Below are 20,232 nucleotides of genomic sequence, written 5' to 3' on the forward strand. Positions count from 1 at the left end.
ACGCATCGTCGCCTTGGTGGGCCGTTACCCCGCCAACTAGCTAATGCGCCGCAGGCCCATCCACAAGCGATGCCGAAGCATCTTTCACGATTCGCTCAGGCGAGCGAATCGATTATCCGGTATTAGCAGGCGTTTCCGCCAGTTATCCCGGTCTTATGGGCAGGTTGCCTACGTGTTACTCACCCGTCCGCCGCTAAGTGAACCCCGAAGGGAACACTCCGCTCGACTTGCATGTATTAGGCACGCCGCCAGCGTTCGTCCTGAGCCAGGATCAAACTCTCCAAAAAGGGTAGTTCAATATACTGCGCTCATTACAAGCTAGCATTTCTTACTTAAGCATATGCGCTCATGTTCAGTTTTCAAGGAGCAAGCTTTTCTCGTTCATCGCCGTTTCAAATCAGCGACTTTCATATCCTATCACGTTCGCCCAACAAATGCAACAACTTTATTTCCTTGCCCGCCGCATTCGTTCGTTTCGACTGGCGGATGAATAATATATCACGTTTAAAACCGAGGGTAAAAAAACAATTTCTGGAAGCAGAAATAGAAGAAGGGCCCGGCCGAATCGCCGAACCCTTCGCAGCTTAATTCGAAATAACGTCCTGGATAAAACGGTCGCGCGCCACCGCCAAGTTGACGATCGTTCCGTTAATGTTGACCATCGGCCGCGTCGGATTGCTTCGATCGGTAAATACGATCTCCGCGACGGCTCCGTCGTTCAGGCGTACGACGGTCCCGTTATGGAACGACGTCAGCTTATTGATGAACGTCTGCACGAGCGTCGGCTCCAGACGGCCGAACGCTTCCTTCATGAGCTCCTCCAAGACGAGATAGGGGGAGGAGGCCTTTTTGTACTGCCGGCTCGTCGTCATCGCGTGAAATACGTCCGTGACGGCTACGAGCTTCGCATACGCGTGAATTTTGTCGCCTTTCACGCCGAGCGGGTATCCCGAACCGTCATGGCGTTCGTGATGCTGCAGCGCGCTCAGCTTGACGCCCTCGTTCAGACCCGCGATATTCTTCAGGATGTTGTACCCGATAATCGTGTGCTTCTTTAACTCCTCGAACTCCGCCGCCGTCAGCTTCGAAGGCTTCTGCAAGATCGCGTCGTCGATCCGCATCGTGCCGATATCGTGGAGAATGCCCGCGAATGCGATCGGAATCCAATCCTTCTGTTGATACCCTTGCCAACGGGCGAGCAGGTAGGAGGTGAGGCCGACCATAATCCCGTTATGAATTAAGTAATCGTCCGGACCGGACCTGCGCGCGGTGAACGTCAGCGGGTTATAGCAATCGATATATCCGAGCAATTGCTCCAACTGCGTCCGCATCTCGAGCAGCGGAAGCTTGTCGCTTCCCGCGCTGATGACGCGATACGCCTTCTTTAAAATTTGATAAAGTCCGTCGTACGCTTGATAAAATAAAGCCAATTCGTTCGAGACGAAATTGGAGGGAGGCGCATCGTCGGCCGATTCCTGACCGTTCTCGTCCAGCTTCGCTTCGATCGCAACGTATTTCACGAGAAATGCCTTTAATACTTCTAGGTCTCTAGTACTAATAACCTTTCCCTTTTCGAGCAAAAGGCCACCTAGCGACGTTCGAACTTCTTCCACTAGACGTTCTCCGGATTTCAGCACGGATACGGCTACCGTGACCATTAGACTTCCCTCGCTTGTTCCACCGACTTCAAGCCCCCGAAATTGGGGATGCACCCAATTATAAAGCAAAAAGGATTGGCATGAAAGCCCAATCCTTTAATAAATATTATTCTTCTGCCCCCGACATGCCAGTCTCGTCGAGATCTTGCTCGTCTTCGTCTTCGCCTCGTTCGACCTGCGTCACCGTTGCGACCTCGTCGTCCTCGCGCGTATGAATCAACCTTACGCCCTGAGTATTTCTACCCATGGTGGAGATCCCTTCCATACTCGTTCGAATGACGGTGCCGGATTCGGTAATAATCATCAAGTCCTGGTTTTCGCGTACGACCTTCAGACCGACGACCGTACCGTTCTTCGACGTGATGTTCAGCGTCTTGATGCCTTTGCCGCCGCGAGACTGGATACGATACTCGTTCATCGGCGTCCGCTTGCCGTAGCCCTTGGACGTAACGATCAACACGTCGTCATGCTCCTCGACGACGTCCATATCGATCACCTCGTCGTCTTCGGACAAGGTGATGCCCTTCACGCCGGTCGCGGCGCGCCCCATGGCGCGAACTTCCGCTTCCGGGAAGCGAATGGACATGCCTTGCTTCGTGCCCATGACGATCTGCCGTTCGCCGTCCGTCAGGCGCACGCCGACCAGCTCGTCGTCGTCGCGAAGCACAAGCGCGATGAGACCGACCTTCCGAATGTTCGAGAAGTCGCTGAGCGGCGTCTTCTTCACGATGCCGTGCTTCGTCGCGAAGAAGAGGTACTTATCGGACTCGCCGACGTCTTTGATCGGGATGACCGCGCTGACGCGTTCGCCTTGCTCGATCTGGATCAGATTGATGACCGGCGTGCCGCGGGCGGTGCGCCCGAGCTCCGGCACCTCGTACGCCTTCAGGCGATACGCCTTGCCCTTGTTCGTGACGAACAACAAGTAATTATGCGTATTCGTAACGAACAGATGCTCGACGAAGTCGTCGTCCTTCGTATCCATGCCGATGACGCCGCGGCCGCCGCGCTTCTGGCTGCGGTAGGCCGCTACCGGAATGCGCTTGATGTAGCCCGTATGCGAGATCGTGATCAGCACTTCGTCCTGCGGGATCAAGTCTTCGTCCAGAATCGCCTCTTCGCCGATCGTAATTTCGGTGCGGCGCTCGTCCGCGAACCGCTCCCGAATTTCGGTCAGCTCTTCCGCGATAATGTTCAGCACGAGCTGCTGGTCCGCCAGAATCGCCTCGTATTCGGCGATCTTCTTCACGAGCTCCGCGTATTCGTTCTCGATCTTCTCGCGCTCCAACCCCGTGAGGCGCTGGAGACGCATGTCGAGAATCGCCTGCGATTGCTCCTCGGACAAGCCGAAGCGCGACATCAACCCTTCGCGGGCTTCTTCCGTCGTACGGGAAGCGCGAATCAGGGCGATGACCTCGTCCAGATGATCGAGCGCGATGCGGAGACCTTCGAGAATGTGCGCCCTAGCGCGCGCCTTCTTGAGGTCGTACTCCGTCCGGCGGCGAATGACTTCGATCTGGTGCTGGATATAGTGATGCAGCGCGTCGCGAATGTTCAAGATCTTCGGTTCGCCGTTCACGAGCGCGAGCATGTTGATGCCGAAGTTCAGCTGCATCGACGTCTGCTTATACAAGTTGTTCAAGATGACTTTCGGATTGACGTCCTTGCGCAGCTCGATTACGATGCGCATGCCGTTGCGGTCCGATTCGTCGCGCAGGTCCGTGATGCCCTCGATGCGCTTCTCGCGCACGAGCTCCGCGATCTTCTCGATCAGCTTCGCCTTGATGACCTGGTACGGCAGCTCGCCGACGATGATGCGCGCCTTGCCGTTCACTTCCTCGATCTCGGCGCGCGCGCGCATCGTGACCGAGCCGCGGCCCGTCGCGTACGCCTGGCGAATGCCTTCTCGGCCCAAGATGAAACCGCCGGTAGGGAAGTCCGGGCCCTTGATGACGGACATCAAGTCCATCGGCGTCGCCTCCGGATTCCGGATGAGCATGAGCGCGCCGTCGATCACTTCGCCGAGATTATGCGGCGGGATGTTCGTCGCCATGCCGACCGCGATGCCGGACACCCCGTTGACGAGCAAGTTCGGGAACCGGGCGGGAAGCACCGTAGGCTCGATCTCCTCGCCGTCGTAGTTCGGCGCGAAGTCGATCGTCTCTTTATTGATATCGCGAAGCAGCTCCATCGCGATCTTCGACAGTCTGGCCTCCGTATACCGCATCGCAGCCGCCGCGTCGCCGTCGATCGAGCCGAAGTTGCCGTGGCCGTCGACGAGCATATAGCGAAGCGAGAAGTCCTGCGCCATGCGGACCATCGTCTCGTACACGGCGGAATCGCCGTGCGGGTGATACTTGCCGATGACTTCGCCGACGATCCGCGCGGATTTCTTGAACGGCTTGTCCGGCGACATGCCGAGCTCCGACATCGCGTACAGGATTCTTCTATGCACGGGCTTCAGCCCGTCTCGAACGTCAGGAAGGGCGCGGCTGACGATAATGCTCATCGCGTAGTCCATGAACGATGTGCGCATTTCCGTCCCGATATCGCGTTCTTGGATAGATTGTAATCTTTCGTCCGACATGCTGATCCTCCCGACACACTTTTCGCTTACTTAACCTATTTATTATAACATTACGTGAAACAATTTTCATAATTTTATGCCCGGGAAAATGAAAAAACGCGACTCGCCGCTTGTCGGCGAATCGCGGAACGACACGCTATTCGCCTTCTTGAACGAATCGGCGGATTCTCGCTTCGTAACGCGAGGATCGGAGATGACCGGAAATGTTTATGCCCGATTCGCGAATGACGAGCACTTTACCCGGAAATGAGCGCCAACCAAGCGTACAGCCCTAGCAGCGTTATCAATAACGTGGGCAAGGTGAGCAGGAATCCGACCTTGCAATAGTACACCCAGGAGATCGCGACGTCTTTCTTCGCGAGCACGTGCAGCCAGAGCAGCGTCGCAAGCGACCCGATCGGCGTGAACTTCGGCCCGAGGTCGGAGCCGATGACGTTCGCGTACACGAGCGCCTCCCGGATGACGCCGTCCGTCTCGGAAACTTGAATGGCGAGCGCGTCGATCATGACCGTCGGCAGGTTGTTCATGACGGAGGAGAGGAGAGCGGCGAGCACGCCCATCCCGACCGTCGCCGCGAGCAACCCGTAGCCGGCCATCCATTCGATCGCCCCCGCCAGCAGATCCATTAGCCCGGCGTTCCGCAGCCCATAGACGACTACATACATGCCTATGGAAAATACGACGATCGACCATGGCGCATTGTTCATGATTCGCATCGGGCGAACCGCTCGACTGCTTCGGGCCGCGATCAGAAATATCGCCGCCATCCCGCCGATGATGAGCGACGCGGGAAGACGAATGAATTCGCTGGCCAGGAATAATCCGAACAACGCGGCGAGAATGAACCATGACCAGTAGAATAAACGTTGATCCTTGATGGCGTCCGCCGGAGTCGTCAAGTCGTCGGCGTCGTAGGAGGGAGGAATCGACGTTCGGAAAAACAACACGAGCACGGCGAGGCTAGCCGCCAGCGAAACGAGATTGGGGACGAACATCCGACTCGCGTATTCGAGAAATCCGATGCCGAACACGTCCGCCGAGACGATGTTCACAAGATTGCTGATGATGAACGGCAGGGAAGTCGTATCGGAAATAAAACCGCTCGCCATGACGAACGGGATGACCATCTTCGCGTCGAATCGGAGCGCTCGCACCATCGCGAGCACGATCGGCGTCAAGATGAGCGCCGCGCCGTCGTTCGCGAAGAAGGCGGACACGGCAGCGCCCAACAAGACGATGTAGACGAACATGCGAAGCCCTCGGCCGCGCGCCAGCCGCGCCATGTGCAGGGCGGACCATTCGAAGAAGCCGACCTCGTCCAACAGCATCGAGATGACGATGATCGCGACGAACGCGAGCGTGGCGTTCCAGACGATGGCCGTCACTTCGCCTACGTCGCTCAGGCTGACGACGCCGGTCGCCAGGGCGAGCGCGGCTCCTCCCGCGGCGGACCATCCGATGCCAAGCCCTCTGGGCTGCCAGATGACGAAGAGAAGGGTGACTAGGAAAATAATAATTGCGGCAGCGGTAAGCATGCGGATTCGAAACCTCCGTTAATCGCAGCAAGCGGAATTTTGACGGCTTATTCATGGGGAGGATAACCGCAATAAAAAGGCCGCCTCCCGAAAGAATGCTCTTCGGGAAGCGACCTCGTCGATCAAGTTACACGTCCAAGTTCTTGACGTACTTCGCGTGCTGTTGGATGAAATCTCTGCGCGGTTCGACGGCGTCGCCCATCAGCGTATCGAAGATTTCGTCCGCGCGCGCGGCGTCCTGAATCGATACTTGCAGCAGCGTACGGCTGTCGGGATCCATCGTCGTCTCCCACAGCTGGCCCGGATTCATCTCGCCGAGACCCTTGTAGCGCTGCACGTTCGGCTTCGTGCCTTCGCCGAATTCGGCCAAAATTTGGTCCCGCTGCTTCTCGTTGTACGCGTAGCGGATCACTTTGTTTTTCTCGACCTTATACAGCGGCGGCTGCGCGATGTAGATGTAGCCGTTGTCGATGATCTGCCGCATGTACCGGTAGAAGAAGGTGAGCAGCAACGTTCGGATATGCGCGCCGTCGACGTCGGCGTCGGTCATGATGATGATCTTGTGGTACCGAGCTTTGGCGATGTCGAAATCTTCGCCGATGCCCGTGCCGAGCGCCGTTATGATCGCGCGGATTTCCGCGTTGCCGAGAATGCGGTCGAGCCGCGCCTTCTCGACGTTCAAGATTTTCCCGCGCAGCGGCAGGATCGCCTGGAAGTGCCGGTCCCGGCCCTGCTTCGCGGAGCCGCCGGCGGAGTCGCCCTCGACGATGTACAGCTCGGAGATGGAAGCGTCCTTCGACGAGCAGTCGGCGAGCTTGCCCGGCAGCGAGCTGACCTCGAGGGCTGATTTACGCCGCGTCAGCTCGCGCGCCTTGCGCGCCGCTTCGCGGGCGCGGGCCGCCTGCAGCGACTTCTCGACGACGCGCTTCGCCACGCTCGGGTTCTCGTTCATGAATTCGGTGAACTTCTCGGCGAACATCGATTCGACGATGCCGCGCACCTCGCTGTTGCCGAGCTTCGTCTTCGTCTGGCCTTCGAACTGCGGCTCCGGGATCTTCACGGAAATAATCGCCGTAATTCCTTCGCGCACGTCCTCGCCCGTCAGGTTCGACTCGCTCTCCTTCATGAGGCCCGTCCGGCGCGAATATTCGTTGATCACGCGCGTCAGGGCGCTCTTGAAGCCGGATTCGTGCGTCCCGCCCTCGTGCGTATTGATGTTGTTCGCGAACGAATACAACGTCTCGGTATAGCTGTCGTTATATTGCAGCGCGATCTCGACCTGAATCTGATCCTTGCGGCCTTCGACGAAGATCGGCACATGCAGCGGCTCCCGGTTGCGGTTGAGCCACTCGACGAACGTGGCGATGCCGCCTTCGGCATGGTACGTATTTTCGACGTCGGTCCGCTCGTCGCGCAGCACGATCTCGATGCCCGCGTTAAGGAACGCCAATTCTCTTAAACGAGATTGCAAGATATCGTACTCGTATTCCGTCGTCTCGGTGAAAATTTCCGGATCCGGCAAGAACGTAACGGTCGTGCCGTGCTCCTCGGTTTCCCCGATGACCTGCAGATCGTATTGCGGCACGCCTCTGCGGAACTCTTGGCGGTGGATTTTCCCTTCCCGCTTGGAGGTGACGATCACATGCGCCGACAACGCGTTCACGACGGAGATGCCGACGCCGTGAAGCCCGCCGGACACCTTATAACCGGAATCTTCCCCGCCGAATTTGCCGCCGGCGTGAAGCACGGTCAAGACGACCTCGAGCGTGGAGCGCTTCAGCTTCGGATGCTCGCCGACCGGAATGCCGCGGCCGTTGTCGATGACGGTAACGGAATTGTCCTTGTGGACGATGACCTCGATTTTATCGCAGACGCCGGCTAACGCCTCGTCGATACTGTTGTCGACGACTTCCCATACCAGATGGTGCAAACCGCGGCCGCTCGTCGAACCGATGTACATCCCCGGCCGCTTGCGCACCGCCTCCAAGCCCTCGAGCACCTGGATCTGGTTCTCGTCGTATGTGTGCTGGTTGACTGACATTGCTCATCACTCCATCGAGTTTGCTTCCGACGCAAAAGAGATATCTATATATGAATTCGATTGAATCGTAACGCTGCGGGACGGTTACCTATAACGCCAACGGCTGATGCGCCCGCTTCTTCAGCGTCGCGGAGGAGATAGGGGAATAGTAGACCTTGTCTACGGTGACGACGAGCGATTTCGGTTCTTCCTCGCCGATCGCTTCGGTCCGCTTGTCTTTCACGGCTTGCGCGACGAAGCCCTTGGAAATCTTAGAAGAAGCCTCGATCGACACGTCGAATATGGCGATCAGCTCCGAAGCGCGAATGATTTTCTCCCCGCCCAGATGAATGAACATCTCGTAACACCCCTCTCCCCAAGTAAACGACTAGCTCGGCTCCTCGCCGACGGCGCCCTCGCTCACATGGAACAGCTTGACGTCGTCCAGCGTCTCCATGCGAATGCCCTCGACGCCCGTCGTCGTGATGAACGTCTGCACCTTCGAGCGGAACGTCTCGATCAGCTGGGTCTGGCGATGACGGTCCAGCTCCGACAGTACGTCGTCAAGCAACAGCACCGGGTATTCTCCGGTTTCCTGTTGGATGAGCTCGATCTCCGCCAGCTTCAGGGACAAGGCCGTCGTTCGCTGCTGACCTTGCGATCCGAAGCTGTACGCGTCCTTCCCGTTAATGCGGAACGACAAATCGTCGCGATGAGGACCGACCAACGTCGCTCCCCTGCGCAGCTCCTGCTCCTTCGCCTGTGTTAACTTTATCATAAATCGATCGAATAAGACAGTTTCTTCTTCCATGCCCTGCATTTCCACGGAAGGCAAATACCCGATTTCGAGCCGCTCCGAGCCTCCGGTAATGCCCCGGTGGATCGATTCCGCCCACGTTTGGAGTTTTGCTATAAAGCCTTGCCTTCTTGTCATGATTTTAGAACCGTACGTCGCCAATTGTTCGTTCCACACGGCCATCAGCGGTTCGTTCGTCGACTTGTGCGCGTTGCCGCTCTTGAGGAAATTGTTCCGCTGCACCAACACTTTATGATATTGGTTCAGCGAATGGAGATAGGAGGGATGCACCTGAGCGATCTCCATATCTAGAAATCTTCTTCGAACGCCGGGGGAGCCTTTCACGATTTCCAAGTCTTCCGGCGCGAACAGCACGACGTTCAACGTGCCGATATATTCGCTCAGCTTCCGCTGCTCGAGCCCGTTCACGCGCGCCTTCTTGCCTTGGTTCGTAATATCGAGCTGAAGACGGCAATCGCCGTACTTGCGGACCGTCCCGGCCGAAAGCACGGCGTGAGTTTCGCCCCACCGGATCAGTTCCTTGTCCTTGGACGTCCGGTGGGATTTCGTCAGCGCGAGCATATAGATCGCTTCGAGCAGGTTGGTTTTGCCTTGGGCGTTCTGCCCGATGAAGACGTTCACGCGGTGATCGGTCGCGAGGTCCACCGCGGGATAATTCCGATAGTTCCGGAGGGAGAGGGTCGAAACCTTCATACGATTTCGAATTCCCCGTGCCCTTGGACGCGGACCCGATCGCCGCGGTACAGCTTTCGCCCGCGCCGGTTATCGGGTTCGCCGTTCACCAGAATGGTCGCCTCCGCGAGGAACGCTTTCGCCTGGCCGCCCGAGTCGATAATATCGCTCAGCTTCAGCATCTGCCCGAGCGTAATGTATTCCGTGCCGATCTGTACTTGTTTCATGTGCGGAAGATCTCCTCCGGATTTGCGATTAAGTCGTGGTGCGGTACGGCAGAATGAGGTGCAGAATGCCTCCGTCGTCCGCCGGACGCAAAATCATCGGGCTCATGGCGCCGGTAAAGCCGATCCGGATGGAATCGTCCTCGGTTACCTTGAGCACGTCGAGAATGTATTTCGAGTTGAACGAAATTTTGAGCGGTTCGCCGCTTAACGACTCCACCGGCAGCTGCTCGGTGACGCGTCCGAGCTCCGAAGAGCTCGATGAGATTTCGACCGAGCGCTCGTCTTCGGCCGTCGTCAATCGGACGATGTTCGTCTTCTCTTCGCGGGACAGCAAGTATGCGCGATCGATCGCGTCGGCGAGCGGCTTCGCGGCGAATACGGCCTCGGTCTTGTACGACTGAGGAATGATCTTCGACGTGTCCGGATACGTGCCGTCGAGAATCCGCGAGAAGAACAAGATGTTCCCGGTGCGGAACAGCACTTGGTTGTCCGCGACGACGATGTCGATGAGCGTGTTTTGCTCCGGCAAAATTTTGCCCAACTCGTTTAAGTTTTTTCCTGAAATCACAATATTATGAAATCTTAATTCCGGCGGGCAGTCGATCGGCCGTTCGATGCTGGACAAGCGGTGACGGTCCGTCGCGACGAACTTGAGCTTGCCCGAGTCGAGCGTCCACAGGACGCCTGTCAGCACAGGGGTCGCCTCGTTCGTCGATACGGCGAAGGCGACCTGTCGGATCATCGATCGGAGCACTTCGCTCGGCATCGACAACGTCTGGTTTTCCGCCAATCGCGGCAGCAGCGGATATTCTTCGGGATCCAGACCCGCCAATTGAATTTCGGTAGAACCGGATTGGATCACGATTTTGAATTGGTCGCCGACTTCCATGTGGACGTCCGAAGCCGGAAGCTTGCGAACGATGTCGACGAAAAACTTCGCCGGCACGACGACGCTGCCGGAACGCTCGATGGAGATGATGCGTTCTCCGTCGATTTCGGCAGGAATGAACGCCTGGATCGAAATATCGGTATCGCTGGCCGTCATCGTGACGCCGGTGGAGTTCGCTTCGATCTTGATGCCGGTCAGGATCGGAATCGTCGTCCGGCTGGATATGGCTTTACTAACGTCTTGAATCGATTCGTTCAGTTGTTGTTTTTGTATCGTGATTTTCAAAGGGGTTCACTCTCCAAAAAAGGGTACATAGTAGTAATAATATCTTTTTTTAAATCGTAGTCATAGTAGTAGGGGCCAAGAATATGTGGATAAGTCGAATATAAACGGAAATTGAAGCCTATCCACATGTGCATAAAGTGTGTATAGGCTTCAATCGTTTGTCGAAGTTATTCAGGGTTATGCGAATAAGCGCGAATTATGACGGATTTTTTATTTTCTCGCGAATCGATTGCAAAATTTTGAACAGCTCCTGATCCTGCTGCAGCATGCCCGAAATTTTATCGTGGGCGTGGATGACCGTCGTATGGTCGCGCCCGCCGAACGCCTCGCCGATCTTCGGCAGCGAGTGGTCGGTCAGCTCTCTGGACAAGTACATAGCGATCTGTCTCGGGAAGGCGACGTTTTTCGTCCGTTTCCTCGCTTTGAAATCCTCCGACTTCATACCGTAAAATTCCCCGACGCGCTGCTGAATGTCCTGAATCGTCACGACCCGGTTGCGGGAGTTCGGAATGATGTCCTTGAGCGCTTCCGCGGCCAGATGAACGCTAATGTCTTGATTGATCAAAGACGAGTAGGCGACGACGCGGATGAGCGCGCCTTCCAGCTCGCGGATGTTCGTATCGATCTGATTCGCGATATACATCATCGCTTCGTTCGGAATATCCAGGTTTTCGGCTTTGGCCTTCTTGCGAAGAATCGCGATTCGCGTCTCGAGATCCGGCGGCTGAATGTCGGTGATCAATCCCCATTCGAAGCGGGATCGGAGCCGTTCCTCCAGCGTCGGAATTTCCTTCGGAGGGCGGTCGCTCGAAATGACGATCTGCTTGCGCTCTTCGTGAAGTGCGTTGAACGTGTGGAAAAATTCTTCCTGCGTCTGTTCTTTCCCCGCCAAAAACTGAATATCGTCTATAAGAAGAATGTCGATATTTCGGTATTTATTGCGGAAGCTCTCGCCGCGGTTGTCGCGAATGGCGTTGATGAATTCGTTCGTGAACTTCTCGGACGAGATGTAAAGCACCCGTGCGCTAGGATTATGTTCCGCGATATAATGGCCGATCGCGTGCATCAAGTGCGTCTTGCCGAGGCCGACGCCGCCGTACAAAAACAGCGGATTGTACGCTTTCGCCGGCGCCTCGGCGACGGCGAGCGACGCGGCGTGGGCGAATCGATTGTTCGCGCCGATGACGAACGTATCGAACGTATACTTCGCGTTCAACATCGAGCCCCCGACCGACACCGGCTCGGCCGGCGGGGCGGGGCGCTTCGGAGGCTGCGGAGCCGGCGCCGCGGCGTTCGCCGCGTCGCGCTCCTCCTCCGTCACGATCCGAATTTCCACCTCTTGACCGGTGCATTCCAGGACGGCGGCCTGGATCAAACGGGTATATCGGTTCTCGAGCCATTCCCTCGCGAAGTTGTTCGGCGCGCAGATGGTCAGAGACGTCTCCGTCAAAGCGGCAGCCTTCGTCGATTTCAGCCACGTATCGAAGCTCGGGCGGCTCACTCTCGATTGCAACAATTGGAGAACGCTCTGCCATAATTGTGTGGGTTGGTTGTCCACAATCGATTCACTCCTTATAGGGCGGCGCATGATGACAAAAAAAAGACGGAAATCCCGTCGAATTATGTAGAAAGCATCGGATTCGCGTCGATGGTTTTCAACATAAGGTACATGTAGTCGGATAAACTTATCCTTAGCGGGGAAAAATGTTCACAATGTTATCCACACCATGTTGATAAATCGGAGGATAATTTGGGTTTATTCACAACGAAAACAATATCAATATAGCAAAAAGAGTGAAGGGTTTCAATGCGTTTCCGGGTGTTATCCACATTTTCACTATTTTCATTCATCTTTTATTTACAATCCTGCCTTCTGTTCGTATGTTGTTCACAATTCGACAAAATCGGACGAAAACGCGAAAAGGTTATGCACAAACTCGGATTTCGACGAATCGTGGCGCGGCTCCCGGGATTGTGGATTGTTCTTGACTTTGGGCGGGTCGGATGGTTAAATAGAAAAAGCGCTTTGTTTTTGGAGTGGAAAGGATCAAGGAGGTGTTGACCGATGGGACCGACATTTAAGCCGAACGTGAGCAAGCGGAAGAAAGTACACGGTTTCCGCAAGCGGATGGCGACGAAGAACGGACGTAAAGTCCTCGCCGCACGCCGTCTGAAGGGTAGAAAAGTAATCAGCGCATAAGCAACGCCTAGCCGGACCACTTTCATGTGGTCCTTTTTGTTTATTCCGGCCGGTTTGTGTCAAGGCTACATAAGTATGAAGAGTCAGGAGGCACGGCTTTCGTGCAGAAGAGGCTGCGACTTCGAAAAAAAGAAGACTTCGCGAAGGTGTTCAAACACGGCAAGGCGGCCGCGAATCATCAGTTCGTGGTGTACGTGAAGCATTCGCAGGCTGCGGAATCGTTCCGCTTCGGCGTGTCCGTAAGCAAGAAGGTCGGCAACGCGGTCGTGCGCAACCGGATGCGCCGGCGCGTCAAGGAGATCGTCCGCCGGATGGAGCCGCTGATGAAGCCTCGCGTCGATATCGTGTGCATCGTGCGCAAGCCCGCGTTGGAGCTTGATCATACGATGCTGAAGAAGAGCATTCATCATGTATTCAAGAGAGCGGACCTGCTGCAGACTCCGGTTCGGAAACAACCATGATTTTCAATGGTACGAAATGTATGATATAGTTTAGGATGATCCTTCGGACGCGCCTGGTGCGCCCGATACGATGGATATTTTCCTTATATATACGCTTGGGAGGGTTATCGTTGTTACTTCGACGTCATTGGAAATGGGCCTTACTCGCTCCGTTTTTGTTGCTTGCCGGTTGCAGCACGGGCACTACGTTAGACATCAATCGGGAAGGCTTCTGGGGCGGATACTTCGTCGGTCCCTTATCCGATGCGCTGGACTGGTTGGCCGCCGCGATGTTCGGCCAGTACGGACTCGCCATCATGGTCATCACGATCATCGTGCGGTTGATTATCCTGCCTCTCACGCTGAAACAGTATAAGTCTTCGAAGCAAATGCAAGCGATTCAACCGCAGCTGCAGGAACTCCGTCAGAAGTACGCGACAGATCCGAAGAAGCAGCAGGAAGAGACGATGAAGCTGTTCCAGCAGCACGGCGTCAACCCGCTCAGCGGCTGCTTCCCGCTGCTCATTCAGATGCCGGTCTTGATCGCGTTATACCAGTCGATCTTGGGCAACACGCATATCCGGGATAACACGTTCTTGTGGTTGCAGCTCGGCTCGCCGGACCCGATTTACGTGCTTCCGATTTTGGCGGCGCTCACGACGTTCCTCCAGCAGAAGATGATGCAAGCGCAGATGCCGCAAAACATGCAGATGCTCATGTTCATCTTCCCGATCTTGATTTTGGTCATGTCGTGGTCTTTCCCTTCGGCGCTCGTTCTGTACTGGGTATACAGCAACATCTTCACCATCGTGCAGTCGTACTTCATTTATAAACCTTCCTTTAGAGGCGAGGCGGTTAAAAATGTCGAAACGAGCGGACAACGAAAAAACCAAGGTGGTCAGCAGCGGAAAAACGGTAAGCGTCGCGGTAAATAAAGGACTTGCCGAGCTCGGCGCAACGGAGAAGGACGTCGAGATCGTCGTCTTGGAGCAGCCGTCCAAGGGATTGCTCGGACTGTTCGGAGCGAAGGACGCGAAGGTGGAGTTGACGCTTCGCAAGCCAGAGCCGGCGCCGCTCGCTCGGGACATCGCGCCGGCGGCGACCGACCCGGTCGCGAACGGAGAGGATCCGATCGAGCGATCCAAGTCGTATCTCGTCGTCGCGCTCCGGGAGATGGGGATCGACGCTTCGGTCGAATCGTCGACGGACGAAGACGGCAACATCGTCTTCCAGGTTACGGGGAAAGAGCTCGGCGCGCTCATCGGCCGCCGGGGACAGACGCTGGATGCGATGCAGACGCTGATTAACGTGTACGCGAATCGGTTGTCGGACGAACACGTTCGGATCGTGCTCGATGCGGAGCGATTTCGCGAGCGGCGGAAGAAGACGCTGGAAGACCTGTCGATGCGGCTCGCGAACCAAGTCGTCCGCACGCGGAAGGAAGTCGTCTTGGAGCCGATGTCTTCGCATGAACGGCGCATTATCCATTATAAGCTTCAACATCATCCTAAGGTGAAGACGTTCAGCAAGGGCGAAGAGCCGAATCGTAGAATCGTAATTGCATTGAAATCATAATGGGTCTTATTCCGGCAATGACTTGGTGTCTAAGTCATTGCTTTTTGTTTAGAGAGCTTTGTAGAGGCGGGTGAACTTATGTTGTTGGCGGAAGATACGATCGCGGCCATCGCGACGCCGCTCGGCGAAGGCGGCATCGCGGTCATTCGCGTGAGCGGACCGGATGCGGTCGGCGTCGTGGAGAAGGCGTTCCGGTCGAAGACGAAGCTGTCGCAGGTCGAATCCCATACGGTGCAATACGGACATGTCGTGAATCCGGCGGACGGCGAGCGGATCGAAGAAGCGTTGGTGACGGTCATGCGCGGTCCGCGTTCGTATACGGCGGAGGACGTCGTCGAAGTGAGCTGTCACGGAGGCATCGTCTCCGTGAAGAAAGTGTTGGACGTGCTGCTCGACGGCGGGGCGAGATTGGCCGAGCCGGGCGAATTCACGAAGCGCGCGTTCCTGAACGGCCGCATCGACTTGACGCAGGCCGAAGCGGTCATCGATCTGATTCGATCGAAGTCCGATCGCGCGTTCTCGATCGCGCTGAAGCAGGTCGACGGCGCGTTGTCGCGGAAGGTGAAGTCGCTTCGCCATACGTTAGTGGAGACGATGGCGCATATCGAGGTGAACATCGATTATCCGGAGCACGACGTCGAAGAACTGACGAACGCCTTCATTCGGGAGAAATGCGAATTCGCGCTCGGCGCGATCGACGAGATGCTTCGAACGGCAGAGCAAGGCAAGCTGCTTCGGGAAGGGATCGAGACGGCGATCGTCGGCAAGCCGAACGTGGGCAAGTCGTCGCTGCTCAATACGCTGGCACAGGACAATCGGGCGATCGTCACCGACATTCCCGGCACGACGCGCGACGTCATCGAGGAGTACGTGACGGTCGGCGGCATTCCGCTGAAGCTGCTCGATACGGCGGGCATCCGCGAGACGTCGGACGTCGTGGAACGCATCGGCGTGGAGAGGTCGCGGAGCGCGATCGCGTCCGCGGATTTGATCTTGTTCGTGGTGAACGGCAACGAACCGTTGTCCGACGAGGAAGAGAGTCTCCTGGAGGAGCTCAAGGATCGACAAACGATTCTGATTGTGAATAAAATGGACTTGGCGACGCATATTCAGATGGATGCGTTGTATCGACGCCTTCCCGCCGAACGGATCGTGCGTCTTTCGGCGAAAGAGGGAGAAGGACTGGAACGGCTCGAGAAGGCGATCGGCGCCTTGTTTTTCAGCGGGAAGATCGAATCGGGCGATATTACGTATGTCAGCAACGTGCGGCATATTCATTTATTGAAGAAAGCTAGGGCCTCCCTGCAGGAAGCGATCGAAGGCGTCGCGGCGCTCATGCCGATCGATATGGTGCAGATCGACGTGCGGAACGCGTGGGAACACCTAGGAGAGATGATCGGCGACGCGGTGAGCGATTCGTTGATCGATCAAATTTTTTCGCAATTTTGTTTGGGCAAGTAAGAAATTTTTCGAGGAGGGATAGGGTTATGACCACAGGTTATGCAGCGGGCGAATTCGACGTCATCGTGATCGGGGCCGGCCATGCGGGCTGCGAAGCGGCGCTCGCGTCCGCGCGGATGGGCTGCGATACGCTGCTGCTTACGATCAATCTCGATATGGTGGCTTTCATGCCATGCAATCCGTCGATCGGAGGTCCGGCCAAAGGGCATGTCGTTCGAGAGATCGACGCGCTCGGCGGCGAGATGGGACGCAACATCGATAAGACATATATTCAGATGCGGATGCTGAACACGGGGAAGGGTCCGGCGGTTCACGCGCTTCGCGCGCAGGCGGATAAGTTCCTATACCAGCATACGATGAAGGAAACGATCGAGAAGACGCCGAACTTGACGCTTCGTCAGGGCATGGCGGAGAAGCTCATCGTCGAAGACGGCGTATGCCGCGGCTGCGTGACGAAGACCGGCGCCGAATATCGGGCGAAAACCGTCGTCTTGACGACGGGCACGTATTTGCGCGGGAAGGTCATTATCGGGGAGTTGATGTACGAGAGCGGCCCGAACAATCAGCAGCCGTCCGTCGGACTGGCGAAGCATCTGAAAGAACTGGGCTTCGATCTCGTGCGGTTCAAGACCGGAACGCCGCCGCGTGTGCATAAGGATTCGATCGATTTCGAAAAGATGGAGATTCAACCGGGCGATAACGAGCCGAAGACTTTCTCGTACGACGACGTCAAACAACCGTCGGATCCGCAATTGCCGTGCTGGTTGACGTACACGTCGGGAGAGACGCACGAAATCATCAACTCCAATCTGCATCGGGCGCCGATGTTTTCGGGGGCGATCGAAGGTACGGGACCGAAATATTGCCCTTCGATCGAGGATAAGATCGTTCGATTCGCGGATAAGCCGAAGCATCAGTTGTTTCTGGAGCCGGAAGGCCGGTATACGTCCGAATATTACGTGCAGGGCTTGTCCACGAGCATGCCGGAGGACGTGCAGCTTCGGATTTTGCGTTCGATTCCCGGCATGGAGCGGGCGGAGATGATGCGGACCGGATACGCGATCGAATACGACGCCGTCGTACCGACGCAGCTGTGGCCGACGCTCGAGACGAAGCGTCTGCCGGGCTTGTTCACGGCGGGGCAAATCAACGGAACGTCCGGGTACGAGGAAGCTGCGGCGCAGGGCATTATGGCCGGCATCAACGCGGCTCGGAAGGTGCTCGGGAAGGATCCGGTCGTGTTGGATCGCTCGCAGGCGTACATCGGCGTATTGATCGACGATCTCGTCACGAAGGGAACGAGCGAACCGTACCGTCTGTTGACGTCGCGCGCGGAATATCGCCTTCTGCTTCGTCACGACAACGCCGATCTTCGATTGACAGATATCGGATACGAGATCGGATTGATTCCTCAGGAACGGTACGATCGATATTTGGCGAAGAAAGCGTTGGTCGAACAGGAGATCGATCGTCTCCATAAGACGAAGCTTCGTCCCGAAGAACACGTCCAAGCGGTGCTTGCGGAAGCGGGTTCGGTGCTGCTGAACAATTCGGTCGATGCCGCTTCCATCCTCAGACGACCGGAAATTTCGTACGCCCATATCGAACGGATGAGTCCGTCTCCGTACGAACTGGATGTCGAGATGAAGGAGCAGGTCGAGATCCAGTTGAAATATGTCGGGTATATCGAAAAGCAGCTGCAGCAGGTCGAACGGCTGAAGAAGATGGAGAAGAAAAAAATCCCGGAGGATATCGACTACTTCGCCGTTCATGGTCTCGCCACGGAGGCGAAGCATAACTTAAGTCGAATCCGTCCGATCTCGATCGGCCAAGCGTCCCGGATCGGCGGCGTAACGCCGGCGGATCTTTCGATCCTGCTCGTCTATTTGGAACAATACAATAAAGTGACCGCCGCAAGAGGATAACGCGAGGCGGGAGAGAGGTTAGCGATGTCCGACCCTAGAGAGACGTTCCGAGGTTTGCTTGCGGAGCGCGGCATAGCCGTCACGGAACGACAGCTGGAACAATTCGAGATCTATTACCGGGAACTGGTCGAGTGGAACGAGAAGATGAATTTAACGGGAATTACGGAGAAGGAGCAAGTGTACATCAAACACTTCTACGATTCGATTTCTCTGTCGTTCTTCCACCCGTTGGACGACGTTCGTTCGATCGCCGATATCGGCTCGGGCGCCGGGTTTCCCAGCATTCCGTTGAAAATCGCGTTTCCGCATTTGCGCGTGACGATCGTAGATTCGCTGCAGAAGCGGATCGGGTTTCTCCGACATCTAGTGGAGCGACTGGGCGTGAACGACGTCGATTGCGTTCACGCTCGCGCGGAGGATGCGGCGCGGCTCGAGGCGCATCGCGATCGATACGATGTCGTAACGGCTCGCGCCGTCGCCCGCCTGAATGTACTGTCGGAGTTTTGCCTTCCGTTCGTCCGTCCTCAGGGCGTATTCATCGCCATGAAGGGCTCCGACCCGGGGGAGGAGCTGAAGGAAGCGGCTTTCGCGTTCAAAGAGCTTGGTGGCGCCGTAGAGTCGGATTTCGCTTTCGAATTACCTATGGAGCAGTCTGGAAGACATGTGATCGTCGTTCGGAAGACGAAGGCGACGCCGGGCAAATATCCGCGCAAACCCGGCGTCCCGTTGAAGATGCCGCTTCTCGGCGCGCGATAACGGCGTAGATGTTTCACGTGGAACATTTTTATGTCCGAAATCTAATTTCTTTCCGACGCAGGAGCAGGAAATTCGACATGGGTATCGAATAAACAATATTACGGCAAAAACGTGACTTGTCTCCGTCCCTCCGGCGGAGGCTTGTTTTGCCTATTGTCGTGTTTTCGCGAGCGGTTTGAACGCAATACTCTCTATACGTGATCGCTGAATCGACCTTGCGCGTAATTTACGATCATTATTTCGAAAGTATGGTGCAACGTACATGAAGGAACAATTCAATCGGTTTTTTGGGCTGCAGGAGAAGACGACGAACGAAGAAGTGAAGATGATTCCGGTCGAATCGATCGTTCCGAGTCCTTATCAGCCAAGATCCGTATTTGACGACGAGCGCATCGAAGAATTGTGCCAGACGATTCGGACGCATGGCGTCATTCAACCGATCGTCGTTCGCGTTCGCGACGGCAGACATGAGCTGATCGCGGGGGAACGCCGTTGGAGAGCCGTACGGAAGCTGGAGTGGGACACCATCCCGGCGATCGTGCGCGAATTCAACGATTCGCAAGCGGCGTCGATATCATTGATCGAAAATCTGCAGCGCGAAGGGTTGACTTCGATCGAGGAAGCGATCGCGTACCAGAAGCTCATCGAAATTCATCAGCTTACGCAGGAAAGCTTGGCGCAGCGGCTGGGGAAGAGCCAATCGACAATCGCCAACAAAATTCGTCTGCTGCATCTGTCGGAGCCGGTGAAGCAAGCGCTGCTGGAGCGTCAGATTACGGAACGCCATGCAAGAGCGATGCTTGCGCTGCCGACGGAGGAGCTGCAGCTCAAGGTGTTGGAAGATATCGTCACGAAGGAATTGAACGTAAAGCAGACCGAGACGCGAATTCAATTCATCCTCGAGTCCATTCGCCAGAGCGTCGAGAAAAAGCCGAAGCGGATTTCCTTCTCGAAAGACGTCCGACTTGCGGTCAACACGATCCGACAATCCGTCGACATGGTCATGGGGACGGGGATGAACATCGTTAAAGACGAGCAAGACTACGAAGATCGATACGAAATCATCATTAAAATACCGAAGCGATAATTACGATACCAGCACCTGGTCGATAGCGGCGCAAGCCGCTTTTTTCTTCGCTCGTTCGCGCGAGGGTACGGTTATTGCGTTCGATTTCATGTTTTGAG

General features: G+C 56.1%; 17 protein-coding genes and 1 rRNA gene. 8 read left to right on the forward strand and 10 right to left on the reverse strand.

From position 1 onward, the window contains the following. The 10 genes from FE782_RS28050 to dnaA all read right to left on the reverse strand — a co-directional run. Positions 1-287, reverse strand: a 16S ribosomal RNA gene (locus FE782_RS28050); the annotation flags it as partial. 297 nt (positions 288-584) lie between these two features. After that, the gene (locus tag FE782_RS28055; protein WP_338016919.1) at positions 585-1,520 is read right to left on the reverse strand and encodes an HD-GYP domain-containing protein; all 936 of its coding nucleotides are present in this window, start codon (positions 1,518-1,520) and stop codon (positions 585-587) included. Between the two features lie 244 nt (positions 1,521-1,764). Then, positions 1,765-4,245, reverse strand: coding sequence for a DNA gyrase subunit A (gene gyrA, locus FE782_RS28060; RefSeq protein WP_138197670.1), 2,481 nt, complete (start codon positions 4,243-4,245; stop codon positions 1,765-1,767). 236 nt (positions 4,246-4,481) lie between these two features. After that, entirely contained in the window at positions 4,482-5,780 is a 1,299-nt protein-coding gene (locus FE782_RS28065) for an arsenic transporter (protein ID WP_138197671.1), read from the reverse strand. Between the two features lie 127 nt (positions 5,781-5,907). Further along, complete coding sequence (gene gyrB, locus FE782_RS28070; RefSeq protein ID WP_138197672.1) at positions 5,908-7,821, reverse strand: DNA topoisomerase (ATP-hydrolyzing) subunit B; 1,914 nt, start codon at positions 7,819-7,821, stop codon at positions 5,908-5,910. 88 nt (positions 7,822-7,909) lie between these two features. Further along, complete coding sequence (remB, locus tag FE782_RS28075) at positions 7,910-8,158, reverse strand: extracellular matrix regulator RemB (protein WP_138197673.1); 249 nt, start codon at positions 8,156-8,158, stop codon at positions 7,910-7,912. Between the two features lie 30 nt (positions 8,159-8,188). Beyond that, positions 8,189-9,310 carry a DNA replication/repair protein RecF gene (gene recF, locus FE782_RS28080; protein WP_138197674.1) on the reverse strand — a complete coding sequence of 374 codons (1,122 nt, stop codon included), beginning with the start codon at positions 9,308-9,310 and terminating at the stop codon, positions 8,189-8,191. After that, positions 9,307-9,516 carry a S4 domain-containing protein YaaA gene (gene yaaA, locus FE782_RS28085; protein WP_138197675.1) on the reverse strand — a complete coding sequence of 70 codons (210 nt, stop codon included), beginning with the start codon at positions 9,514-9,516 and terminating at the stop codon, positions 9,307-9,309. Before yaaA ends, recF begins: the two co-directional genes overlap by 4 nt. Positions 9,517-9,544: 28 nt before the next feature. Continuing rightward, positions 9,545-10,690 (reverse strand): DNA polymerase III subunit beta, encoded by a 1,146-nt coding sequence (gene dnaN / locus FE782_RS28090; RefSeq protein WP_138197676.1) that lies wholly within the window; start codon positions 10,688-10,690, stop codon positions 9,545-9,547. Between the two features lie 196 nt (positions 10,691-10,886). Further along, positions 10,887-12,248 (reverse strand): chromosomal replication initiator protein DnaA, encoded by a 1,362-nt coding sequence (dnaA, locus tag FE782_RS28095; protein WP_138197677.1) that lies wholly within the window; start codon positions 12,246-12,248, stop codon positions 10,887-10,889. A 507-nt stretch (positions 12,249-12,755) separates the two neighbouring features. Between dnaA and rpmH the strand changes: the two genes are divergently transcribed. The 8 genes from rpmH (at position 12,756) to noc (ending at position 20,134) form a co-directional block, all read left to right on the forward strand. Then, positions 12,756-12,890 carry a 50S ribosomal protein L34 gene (gene rpmH, locus FE782_RS28100; protein WP_138197678.1) on the forward strand — a complete coding sequence of 45 codons (135 nt, stop codon included), beginning with the start codon at positions 12,756-12,758 and terminating at the stop codon, positions 12,888-12,890. Between the two features lie 101 nt (positions 12,891-12,991). Beyond that, positions 12,992-13,351: a ribonuclease P protein component gene (gene rnpA, locus FE782_RS28105; protein ID WP_138197679.1), complete on the forward strand. Its 360-nt coding sequence runs from the start codon at positions 12,992-12,994 to the stop codon at positions 13,349-13,351. 110 nt (positions 13,352-13,461) lie between these two features. Continuing rightward, positions 13,462-14,265, forward strand: a complete 804-nt coding sequence (locus tag FE782_RS28110; protein ID WP_238392693.1) for a YidC/Oxa1 family membrane protein insertase — start codon at positions 13,462-13,464, stop codon at positions 14,263-14,265. After that, the gene (jag, locus tag FE782_RS28115) at positions 14,192-14,905 is read left to right on the forward strand and encodes an RNA-binding cell elongation regulator Jag/EloR (protein ID WP_138197681.1); all 714 of its coding nucleotides are present in this window, start codon (positions 14,192-14,194) and stop codon (positions 14,903-14,905) included. The genes FE782_RS28110 and jag overlap by 74 nt, the downstream gene beginning before the upstream one ends. An 84-nt stretch (positions 14,906-14,989) precedes the next feature. After that, positions 14,990-16,366: a tRNA uridine-5-carboxymethylaminomethyl(34) synthesis GTPase MnmE gene (gene mnmE / locus FE782_RS28120; protein ID WP_138197737.1), complete on the forward strand. Its 1,377-nt coding sequence runs from the start codon at positions 14,990-14,992 to the stop codon at positions 16,364-16,366. A 26-nt stretch (positions 16,367-16,392) separates the two neighbouring features. Further along, positions 16,393-18,291, forward strand: a complete 1,899-nt coding sequence (mnmG, locus tag FE782_RS28125; protein ID WP_138197682.1) for a tRNA uridine-5-carboxymethylaminomethyl(34) synthesis enzyme MnmG — start codon at positions 16,393-16,395, stop codon at positions 18,289-18,291. 24 nt (positions 18,292-18,315) lie between these two features. After that, positions 18,316-19,047, forward strand: coding sequence for a 16S rRNA (guanine(527)-N(7))-methyltransferase RsmG (gene rsmG / locus FE782_RS28130; protein WP_138197683.1), 732 nt, complete (start codon positions 18,316-18,318; stop codon positions 19,045-19,047). Positions 19,048-19,309: 262 nt separating this feature from the next. Next, the gene (noc, locus tag FE782_RS28135; RefSeq protein WP_138197684.1) at positions 19,310-20,134 is read left to right on the forward strand and encodes a nucleoid occlusion protein; all 825 of its coding nucleotides are present in this window, start codon (positions 19,310-19,312) and stop codon (positions 20,132-20,134) included. The last annotated feature ends 98 nt before the right edge of the window (positions 20,135-20,232 follow it).

Source organism: Paenibacillus antri, from assembly GCF_005765165.1.
GTDB classification, from domain to species: Bacteria; Bacillota; Bacilli; order Paenibacillales; family YIM-B00363; genus Paenibacillus_AE; species Paenibacillus_AE antri.

Coding starts and splice junctions, on each gene's coding strand:
- jag (WP_138197681.1), top strand. CDS start 14,192: ATGTCGAAACGAGCGGACAACGAAAAAACCAAGGTGGTCAGCAGCGGA.
- rpmH (WP_138197678.1), top strand. CDS start 12,756: ATGGGACCGACATTTAAGCCGAACGTGAGCAAGCGGAAGAAAGTACAC.
- rsmG (WP_138197683.1), top strand. CDS start 18,316: ATGTCCGACCCTAGAGAGACGTTCCGAGGTTTGCTTGCGGAGCGCGGC.
- remB (WP_138197673.1), bottom strand. CDS start 8,158: ATGTTCATTCATCTGGGCGGGGAGAAAATCATTCGCGCTTCGGAGCTG.
- recF (WP_138197674.1), bottom strand. CDS start 9,310: ATGAAGGTTTCGACCCTCTCCCTCCGGAACTATCGGAATTATCCCGCG.
- FE782_RS28065 (WP_138197671.1), bottom strand. CDS start 5,780: ATGCTTACCGCTGCCGCAATTATTATTTTCCTAGTCACCCTTCTCTTC.
- noc (WP_138197684.1), top strand. CDS start 19,310: ATGAAGGAACAATTCAATCGGTTTTTTGGGCTGCAGGAGAAGACGACG.
- mnmG (WP_138197682.1), top strand. CDS start 16,393: ATGACCACAGGTTATGCAGCGGGCGAATTCGACGTCATCGTGATCGGG.
- yaaA (WP_138197675.1), bottom strand. CDS start 9,516: ATGAAACAAGTACAGATCGGCACGGAATACATTACGCTCGGGCAGATG.
- gyrA (WP_138197670.1), bottom strand. CDS start 4,245: ATGTCGGACGAAAGATTACAATCTATCCAAGAACGCGATATCGGGACG.
- gyrB (WP_138197672.1), bottom strand. CDS start 7,821: ATGTCAGTCAACCAGCACACATACGACGAGAACCAGATCCAGGTGCTC.